Source organism: Candidatus Binataceae bacterium (assembly GCA_035500095.1).
Lineage (GTDB): Bacteria > Desulfobacterota > Binatia > Binatales > Binataceae > JAKAVN01.
The window spans coordinates 24,528-33,927 of record DATJXN010000050.1 but is presented as its reverse complement, the minus strand read 5'-3'; the positions used below and the strand labels follow the sequence as shown (position 1 = coordinate 33,927).

The 9,400-nt window shown below is 65.7% G+C and carries 8 protein-coding genes; 6 read left to right on the top strand and 2 right to left on the bottom strand.

Features of this window, described 5'->3' with window-relative positions; translation table 11 throughout:
• Positions 1-527: 527 nt before the first annotated feature.
• The 6 genes from VMI09_05745 (at position 528) to glpX (ending at position 7,562) form a co-directional block, all read left to right on the top strand.
• Complete coding sequence (locus VMI09_05745) at positions 528-1,505, top strand: 2-hydroxyacid dehydrogenase (GenBank protein HTQ24180.1); 978 nt, start codon at positions 528-530, stop codon at positions 1,503-1,505.
• A gap of 65 nt (positions 1,506-1,570) precedes the next feature.
• Positions 1,571-2,821: an alanine transaminase gene (alaC, locus tag VMI09_05740; GenBank protein HTQ24179.1), complete on the top strand. Its 1,251-nt coding sequence runs from the start codon at positions 1,571-1,573 to the stop codon at positions 2,819-2,821.
• Between the two features lie 32 nt (positions 2,822-2,853).
• A complete protein-coding gene (locus VMI09_05735) occupies positions 2,854-4,161 on the top strand; it encodes a homoserine dehydrogenase (GenBank protein ID HTQ24178.1) in 1,308 nt (435 codons plus the stop codon).
• A 4-nt stretch (positions 4,162-4,165) separates the two neighbouring features.
• Positions 4,166-5,290 carry a threonine synthase gene (gene thrC, locus VMI09_05730; GenBank protein HTQ24177.1) on the top strand — a complete coding sequence of 375 codons (1,125 nt, stop codon included), beginning with the start codon at positions 4,166-4,168 and terminating at the stop codon, positions 5,288-5,290.
• A 58-nt stretch (positions 5,291-5,348) separates the two neighbouring features.
• Complete coding sequence (locus VMI09_05725) at positions 5,349-6,554, top strand: cofactor-independent phosphoglycerate mutase (protein ID HTQ24176.1); 1,206 nt, start codon at positions 5,349-5,351, stop codon at positions 6,552-6,554.
• 54 nt (positions 6,555-6,608) lie between these two features.
• Positions 6,609-7,562 (top strand): class II fructose-bisphosphatase, encoded by a 954-nt coding sequence (glpX, locus tag VMI09_05720; GenBank protein HTQ24175.1) that lies wholly within the window; start codon positions 6,609-6,611, stop codon positions 7,560-7,562.
• Between the two features lie 55 nt (positions 7,563-7,617).
• Here glpX and VMI09_05715 read toward each other — a convergent pair whose 3' ends face one another.
• Both VMI09_05715 and VMI09_05710 read right to left on the bottom strand, forming a co-directional pair.
• Positions 7,618-8,322: a class I SAM-dependent methyltransferase gene (locus VMI09_05715; GenBank protein ID HTQ24174.1), complete on the bottom strand. Its 705-nt coding sequence runs from the start codon at positions 8,320-8,322 to the stop codon at positions 7,618-7,620.
• Positions 8,315-9,373 carry a glycosyltransferase gene (locus VMI09_05710; protein HTQ24173.1) on the bottom strand — a complete coding sequence of 353 codons (1,059 nt, stop codon included), beginning with the start codon at positions 9,371-9,373 and terminating at the stop codon, positions 8,315-8,317. The genes VMI09_05715 and VMI09_05710 overlap by 8 nt, the downstream gene beginning before the upstream one ends.
• Positions 9,374-9,400 lie beyond the last annotated feature (27 nt).

The following is a 9,400-nucleotide window of genomic DNA, read 5'->3' as shown; positions in this document are numbered from 1 at the left end:
ATCACGACTATGACGGAGAGCCTCCGCGCTCGACCCGCGAATATCAGAGTGATCAACCGTCGCCCAACGCCGTCCGCTGCCCCCTCTCGCGCCAAGAAAATCGCGGAGATACCATTTGACACGGTCGTTCCATATCAGTGTGATGTCCCGCGAATAACTTACACAATCGGAAAAGCGTCAGGGTGTCATTCCGAGGGAGTCGGCGACCGAGGAATCCCGGATCTTTGTTCGTTTTTCGTGGAAGCCGGGATTCCTCGCGGCGCTCGGAATGACAGCCGCGAGATAGCGTCAAGGTGTCATTCCGAGGGAGTCAGCGACCGAGAAATCCCGGATCTTTATTCGTTCTTCGTGGAAGCCGGGATTCCTCGCTGCGCTCGGAATGACAGCCTTGAGATCCTGGGATGAAAACTATTTCAGGACACCTCACTAGCGGAGGCCGCGCCGCGCGCGCTCCGCTTGCAGACACGCGCTCGCTCGGGTTCAAATGTGGCGAAATCGCGCCCGCGCGATAACAGGAAAAGGTCCCTATGTCTTCGCCCAGAGTCGTGATGGCCGGTACCGGATTTACCGCGGTGCGCCAGTTTCTGATCGAGGCGCTGCCCGGCGTGCAGCTCGACCAGGTCGAGGTCGCGACGCTGCGCGAGAACGGGCACGCGGCGGACGTGATGCTGCCTGCGATGTCGCGGATTGACGGCGCGTTGATGGACCGTATCCGCGGCCTGCGGCTCATCCAGCAGTGGGGCGCGGGTCTCGAGGGCGTGGATATCGCGGCGGCCACCGAGCGCAGGATAGCGGTCGCCAACGTTCCCACGCCGGGCACCGGCAACGCCGAATCGGTCGCCGAATGGTGCGTGATGGCCGCAATCGCGATCAGCCGGCGGCTCCCCCTCGCCGAAGAGAATATCCGCGCCGGCGGGACGTGGGGCACGCCGCTTGGGCGCGCGATGATGGGCCGTACGGCGGGGATCGTCGGTCTCGGCGGAATCGGCCAGGCGCTGGCGTTGCGCTTGCGTCCGTTCGGAATGCGGCTAATCGGCCTGCAGCGCCGTCCCGAGCCCGCGCTCGCCGAGCGGCTCGGGATGGAATGGGTCGGCGGCCCGGAGCGGCTGCCCGAACTGTTGCGCCGCGCCGACTACCTGTTTCTTTGCGTTCCGCTGAGCGAGCAGACTCGCCAGATCGTCGATGAGGCGGCGCTCACGATGCTGCCGCCGCAGGCGTGCATCATCAATGCCGCACGCGGCGGCCTGATCAGCACCGCCGCGATGCTGCGGGCGCTCAAAGAAGGACGCCTGATGGGCGTCGGGCTGGACGTGTTCGAGCAGGAGCCGCTCGACCCCGGCTCACCGTTGCTCGGCCGCCCCGACGTTATCGCTACCTCGCACATCGCCGGCGTCACCGACGTTTCCTATCGCGGAATCGCGCGCGGCGTTGCGGCGAATATCGTCCGCATCATGTCGGGGCAGGTGCCGCACAACTGCGTCAACCGGGAGGCGCTTGGCGCCTAGCCGGGGTGGCGCGCCGCGCGCCTACTAGCGGCGCGGCCCGCCGTCGGTTACAAAATATGCTTCGGGTGCGGGAGTCCGCGCCCGCAGGATCGTACGGGCGCACGATGGATTTTCCCAGGATAAAGCGGCTGCCACCTTACGTCTTCAACGCGATCGGCGAGCTTTGCCTGAAGGCGCGGCGCGCGGGCGAGGACATCATCGACTTCGGCATGGGCAATCCCGACGCCGCCACGCCGGCGCATATCGTGTCCAAGCTGGTCGAGGCGGCGACCAAGCCGCCCAACCATCGCTACTCGGTCTCGCGCGGCGTGTACAAGCTGCGGCTTGCGATCTGCGACTGGTACCGCCGCCGCCACGGCGTCGAGCTCGATCCGGATTCCGAGGCGATCGTCACGATCGGCTCCAAGGAGGGTCTCGCGCATCTGGCGCTCGCGATCCTCGATCAGGGCGACGTGGTGCTGGCGCCGACACCGACCTATCCGATTCATCAGTACGGATGCATCATCGCGGGCGCGCAGGTGCAGGGCGTGCCGATCAGCCGCGGCGAGGATTTTTTCGATGCACTGATGGCGACGGTCAACCGATGCTGGCCGCGGCCCAAGCTGCTGGTGATGAACTTTCCGCACAACCCGACCACCGCGACCGTCGACCTCGCGTTCATGAAGCGGGTGGTCGAGTTCGCGCGCGAGAACGAAATTCTGGTCGTTCACGATTTCGCATACGCCGACTTGTGCTTCGACGGCTACCAGGCGCCCTCGATGATGCAGGTGGCGGGCGCGCGCGAGGTCGGAGTCGAATTTTTCACGCTCTCCAAGAGCTACAACATGCCCGGATGGCGCGTCGGCTTTGCGGTCGGCAACCGGGAAATGATCGGCGCGCTCGCGCGGCTCAAGTCCTACTTCGACTATGGGATGTTCGCGCCAGTGCAGGTAGCGGCGATCGCCGCCCTTAACGGGCCGCAGGATTGCGTCGGCGAGATCGCCGAGCTTTATCGCAGCCGGCGCGACGTGTTGGTGGACGGGCTTAACCGCGCCGGATGGCCGGTCGCCAAGCCGCGCGCCACCATGTTCGTGTGGGCGCCGATCCCCGAGCCCTTTCGCGAGATGGGCTCGCTCGAATTCGCCAAGTTCCTGCTCGCCGAGGCCAAGGTCGCGGTGTCGCCCGGCGTCGGCTTCGGCGCCGACGGCGACGGCTTCGTGCGGTTCGCACTCATCGAGAACGAGCATCGCACCCGCCAGGCGATCCGCGGAATCCGCCATGCGCTCCGCATGGCGCCGGCCGGGCTGCGTTCGCACGTCGCGGCCGCGGGTTCCTAGAGCGATCTCGATTGGCGCGCGCTGGTGCACCGTTGAAAGCGGTACGCGTAGCCCTGCTCGGATGCGGCACGGTGGGCGAGGGCGTGGTCAAGCTGATGCGCCGCAACGCGGCGCTGCATCAGCGCAAGCTCGGGGTTCCGCTCGAGCTGGTCGGCGTCGCCGACCGCAGCCTGAGGCCTATCCCCGCGCTCGGATTGACCGCCAAACTCATCACTCGCGACGCGGCGGCGCTGGTTGTGCGTCCCGACGTCGATATCGTGGTCGAGTTGTTCGGCGGGATCGAACCCGCCCGCTCGCTCATCCTGAAATCGCTCGCGGCGGGCAAGGACGTTGTAACCGCCAACAAGGCGCTGCTCGCGGAGCATGGCGAGGAGATTTTCGCCGTCGCGGCGAAGGCCGGGATGGCGATCGGCTTCGAGGCCAGCGTCGGCGGCGGCGTGCCGATCATCCGCACGCTGCGCGAAGCTCTGGCCGGCGACCGCCAGCGCGCCGTGTACGGCATCGTCAACGGCACCTGCAACTCGATCCTCACGATGATGACCGAGCAGGGCGCCGAGTTTTCCGAGGCGCTCGCCGAGGCCCAGCGCACGGGATTGGCGGAAGCCAATCCTGCCCTGGATATCGAGGGCCACGACGCCGCACACAAGCTCTGCCTGCTGGTGACGCTGGCCTTTGGCGCGCTGCTCAAACCTCCGCAGGTTTACACCGAAGGCATCAACCGCATCACGCAGGCCGATATCGCCTTCGCCCGCGAGCTTGGATTTACGATCAAGCTGCTCGCGATCGCAAAGGAAGACGGCGGGATGATCGAGGCACGGGTGCATCCCACGATGATCCCGGCGCGCCATCTGCTGGCCGGCGTCGGCGGTGCGTTCAACGCGATCTACATTCACGGCGAGGCGCTGGGCTCGACGATGTATTTCGGGCTGGGGGCGGGGCAGATGCCGACTGCGACGGCGGTGATGGCCGACGTGCTCGAGATCGCGTGGGCGCGCGCGGCCGGGGCGGGCGCGCGCGGCCATGCGCTGGGTTACCCGATGGCGGCGATAGGGCGGGCGCGTGTCAAGCCGATGGACGCCGTGCTATGCGAATACTATCTACGCTTCGAGGCGCGCGATAAGCCAGGCGTGCTCGGCGCAATCGCCTCGGTGCTCGGACGCAACGGAATTTCGATCGCGTCGGTCATTCAGCAGGGGCGCGTCGTAGAGGGCACGGTGCCGGTCATCATGCGGACCCACGAAGCCGAGGAGCGCAATCTCAAGCGCGCGCTCGCGCAGATCAAACGGCTTCACACCGTGAGCGGCACCCCCGTATTTATCCGGATCGAGGAGCGGCTGTAAGGCGATGGCGCGCGGAAAGCAGGAGGGCGGGAAGCAGGGCGAATTGTCGTCGGCGCCGCTGCGCCTGACGCGATGGCCAGGGCTTATTGAGCACTATCGCCGCTTCCTTCCGGTGGGCGCGAGCACGCCCGTCGTTACACTTAATGAAGGCAACACGCCGCTCATCGAGAGCCCCGAGATCGCGTCACGGCTCGGTCAAAACATCAAGTGTTACTTCAAATTCGAAGGCGTCAATCCCACCGGCTCGTTCAAGGACAGGGGGATGACGGTGGCCATGAGCAAGGCGCGCGGCGAGGGCGCGCGAATCGCGATCTGCGCCTCGACGGGCAACACGGCGGCGTCCGCCGCGGCATATGCCGGGCGCGCCGGGATGCGCGCGTTCGTGCTCATCCCCAAGGATGCGGTCGCGCTCGGCAAGCTCTCGCAGAGCCTGATGCATGGCGCCGGCGTGATCGAAATAATCGGCAACTTCGACATTTGCTTGAAGGTTGTGCGCGACGTTGCGGAGAGCGATCCGGTGGGAATCCGCCTGGTCAACAGCGTCAATCCGGACCGGATTGCCGGCCAGAAGACCGCGGCATTCGAGATTTGCGATCAGCTTGGCGACGCGCCGACCCATCAGTTTCTGCCCGTAGGCAACGCGGGCAACATCACGGCGTACTGGGCCGGCTACCAGGACTACAAGGCCGCCGGGCTCGCGGAGCGGTTGCCGAAGATGATGGGATATCAGGCGGCCGGGTCCGCGCCGATCGTGCTCGGCCATCCGATCGACGACCCGCATACGGTGGCGACCGCGATCAAGATCGGCAATCCGGCAAGCTGGAAGGGCGCGGAGGCCGCGCGCGACGAGTCGGGCGGAATAATCGACCTCGTAACCGACGCCGAAATTCTGGCTGCGTACCGGCTGATCGCGGCGCACGGAGTTTTCGCCGAGCCGGCATCGGCGGCCTCGGTGGCCGGCGCGCTCAAGTACGCCGCAAGCGGTGCGCTGCGCCCGGGCTCGGTCGTGGTCTGCACGCTGACCGGCCACGGCCTCAAGGACCCCGACACCGCGCTCAAGAATCTCAGCAACACGATCGTGGTCGAGCCCGACGTCGGCAAGGTGCTGAAAATCATGCAGAACGGATGACGCGCGCCCGGCGCCGTTTCCGACGCCCGCGTGCTCTTTGGGACAGGTCGCAAGCGAAATGAAATACATCATCATTCACGGCGACGGTATGGCCGACTGGCCGTGCGACGAACTCGGCGGCAAGACTCCGCTGGAGGCGGCCAACAAGCCCAACATGGATCTGCTGGCGACCCGCGGCGAACTCGGCCTGGTCGCGACCATTCCGGCCGGGATGCCCCCGGGCAGCGACGTCGGCACGATGACGATGCTCGGTTACGATCCGGCGCGCTATCATACCGGCCGCGCGCCGATCGAGGCGGCCAGCCAGGGAATCGATCTTGCCCCCGACGACGTCGTGTTCCGGATGAACCTCGTCTCGCTCGCGCCCGGCACCGACGGCTCGCCGATAATGGACGACTTCACCTCGGGCCATATTACGACCGAGGAAGCGGCGGCGATCGTCGCCGACCTGGATGCGCGGCTTGCCGGCGACGGAATCGAATTCCATAGCGGCGTCAGCTACCGCCATCTGATGGTCTGGCACGGCGGACCCGTCGCGGCGCGCCTGACCCCGCCGCACGACATCACAGGCAGGCCGATTGGACCGCATCTGCCCGCGGGCGAAGGCGCTGAGCGCCTGAGCACGATCATGGATCGAGCGGCGGCGATTTTGCGCGCCCATCCGGTCAACCGCGCGCGTGTCGCCGCCGGCAAGCCGGCCGCGACGTCGGTGTGGTTCTGGGGGCAGGGCAGGCGCCCCGTGGTGCCGACGCTGAAGGAGCGCTTCGGTATCGAGGGCTCGGTAATTTCGGCGGTCGATCTGGTCAACGGGCTGGGCAGGCTCGCGGGCCTCGAGCGGATCAAGGTGCCGGGCGCGACCGGCTTCCTCGATACTGACTACGCGGCCAAGGCGCGTTACGGATTCGAGTCGCTCAAGCGGCGCGACTTCCTGCTGCTGCATATCGAAGCGCCGGATGAGGCGGGCCATATGGGGCGCGCGGATCTCAAGCGCGAGGCGATCGAGCGAATCGACGAACTGATCATCGCCCCGCTCCTGCGCGAGCTGCCGGCGCTCGGAGATTTCCGGATCTTGCTGATGCCCGACCATGCGACGCCGTGCAAACTTAAAACGCACTCGAACGAGCCGGTACCCTTTGCTATGCTCGGCGCGAAAAGCGGCCCGGGAGCAGGCGCGCGGCGCTACACCGAACGCGAAGCGGCGCGCACGGGCGTCGCGGTGATGGACGGTTACCGGCTGATCGAGTCGCTGCTCGGGACGCGCTAGCGGCGGCTGCGCCGATGCCGCGCCGATGCTGGTCGATGGGAGGCCCGCCCGACGATGGAGCGAAATCTCGCGCTTGAAGTTGTTCGTGCCACTGAGGCGGCGGCGCTCGCCGTCGCGCGTTTTATCGGACGCGGTGACGAGCGGGCAGCTGATCGCGCCGCCTGCGATGCGATGCGCAAGGCGCTCAATTCGATCGCCTTCGACGGCAAGATCGTAATCGGCGAGGGCGAACAGGGCTCGACCGACCAGCTCTACATCGGCGAGATCGTCGGCACCGGCGCCGGACCGGAGGTTGACGTTGCGCTCGACGCGCTCGAGGGGCCGCATATCGCGGCGTCGGGCGCTCCCAATGCGCTTTCCTGCATCGCGCTAGCCGAACGCGGCAAAGTGCTCACCTGTCCCGATACCTACATGGAAAAGATCGCCTGCGGCCCGTTCGGTCGCGGCGTGATCGATATCGACCGCTCCCCCAGCGACAATCTGAAGGCGCTGGCCGAGGCCAAGAATGTTTACGTCGAGGACTTGCGCGTTGCGATCCTCGACCGTCCGCGCCACGAGAAGCTGATCGGCGAGGTGCGGCGCGCCGGCGCGGGAATCAAACTGCTCTCGGCCGGCGACCTGGCCGCGGCGGTCGCCACCACGCGGCCGGAAAGCGAAATCGACCTGCTGATCGGCGTCGGCGGGGCGCATCAGGGCGTGCTTGCCGCTGCGGCGATCCGTTCGGCGGGCGGCGAGATGCAGGCGCGCTTCGCGCCCCGCAATCAGCAGGAGGCCGAGGCCTGCCTGAGCTGCGGCCTGCTGGATTTGAAGCGGCGGCTGCCGCTCGAGGAACTGGCCGGCGACAACGTGATGTTCGCCGCGACCGGCGTCACCACGGGCGACTATCTATCGGGCGTGCGGTTTTTTTCCGGCGGCGCGCATACCAACAGCGTGATGATGCGTTCGAAGACCCGCACCGTGCGCTACATCGAGGCGTTCCATCACTTCGACTTCAAGCCCGAATACTGAAATACCATTGCGTGCCGTGTGGCCGGCTCGGCCGGCGGCGCGCGCTGAACGCCGGCTACGCTTCCTTGCGCCACACCATCAGGATCGATCTCCCGATCGCGTACGCCACAAGCCGATCGGTGATCCTCGAGATCGGCACCATGAAGCGGTCCCAGAAACGAATCTGCGCCTCGCTCGGCGTTGGCGAGCGCAAAAACAGCTTGTTTCCCAGCGACGCGAGCAATCCGGCCGAATCCAGGTAGACGCATTTCGCTTCGCGCACGCCCGGCGGGGCGATCGAACGCAGCGAATTCTTCGAATAGCGGCGGTAGTGACCGATGGCCGCGTCGAACGGCGTGAACAGCCACGCAAGCGCGGGCGACAGCACCGCCAGCGCGCCGTTGGGCTTCAGATGCGCTGCCGCACGGGCAACCTCGGGACCGTCGGCCTCGATATGTTCGAGAACGTCCATGTACAGGACGCAATCGAAGCGCTCTTCGGGAGTGAAGTCGGCGAGGCTTCCGACGACGACCTCGCAGTTCGCGAGCTTCGACGGAAGTCCGGGCCTGATTCGCTCGGCGAGCGCGCGGTCCGGTTCCAAGCAGACCCATCGGCGCGCCGTGCCGTCATTGAAAGCCGCAGTTGCGGCGCCGATTCCGGCTCCCACCTCCAGGACCTCGCCGGTCAGGAACGGACGCAGATGGGAGCGCACATACGACTTCCAGGTTCTCGCGCCCGCGAACAGGTCGAGCTCGGTGCCGACATAGGCGAAATCAGTCATCTCGGGGAAAGATGGTCCTCACTCTGCCTATGTAGATCGGGCAATCGCGGATCGGTACGAAACTGGATTGTCCGCGGCTGTATAGCGCGATGAAAATGAAGACCAGCGAAAGCACCGCCAACTGCGAAAGGATCAGCAGCAGCAATCCGGTTACGTAGGTGGCCCATCCCGGTATTCCGAGGTTGGTAGCCAGTTTGATTACCACTGCGGTGATTATAAGTGCGATAGTCAGTACGCCGGCGAGGCCGCACAGAATAAGAAGCCGGACGCCCACCGTGTCGCCGAAGACCGACATCGCGCTAAGCCCATGCACCACCAGTCCGACGAAGCCCATCTTCGATTCGCCCACGAACCGCCGCGAGCGATCGATTGGCACCGTCGCGTAGGGCAGCTTCATCTTGACCACGGCGGCTGCATAGTGATTCCAGAGATCGGAGCTGACCGTCAGCCGCCGCAGGATCGGTGCGGGCAGGACGCTGAAGTTGCCGAATCGCGGATCGAAACCGACCGCCAGGCGATGGAGGCTCCGATAAAGCCTATAGAAGAATTTGAAGACCGCGCCTTCGGCGCGCAGTCCCCTCGCGGCGAACACCACTTTGCGCCGGCCTTCTTCGACGAACTTATTCAGCAAAGGCGCGATATCGGACGGAGCGTCTTCGCCGTCGCCGTCCATGATTACGATCGGTCCGGCCACCTCGCTCTGCTTGAGGTGAACGAGGCCGACGCAGAGCGCGCGCTGATGCCCCAAATTGGTGCTCAATTCGACCGTCTGAATCTGCAATAGATTGCGTGGCGGTGCTTTCGGAAACTGCTCCGGCATCGGCTCCAGCGAGCCGTCGTCGACGAATACCAGGTGCCCGCTGAGTCCCTGCTCGCCGAACGCAGAATCGATTTGCTCGGCCAGCAGTTCGGCCGCCGCCCAATCGTTGAAGACGGGTACGAGAATCGTCAGCGGCAGCAGCGAAAGAAATTCCGGATGGAGATCGCGCCTGGACGGATTGGGAGTCGGTTGCGCGCGGGACGCCATGGTGTCGGGTTCGATGCGGGTCATCTCCGATCGGCAGAGTACATGCGGGAA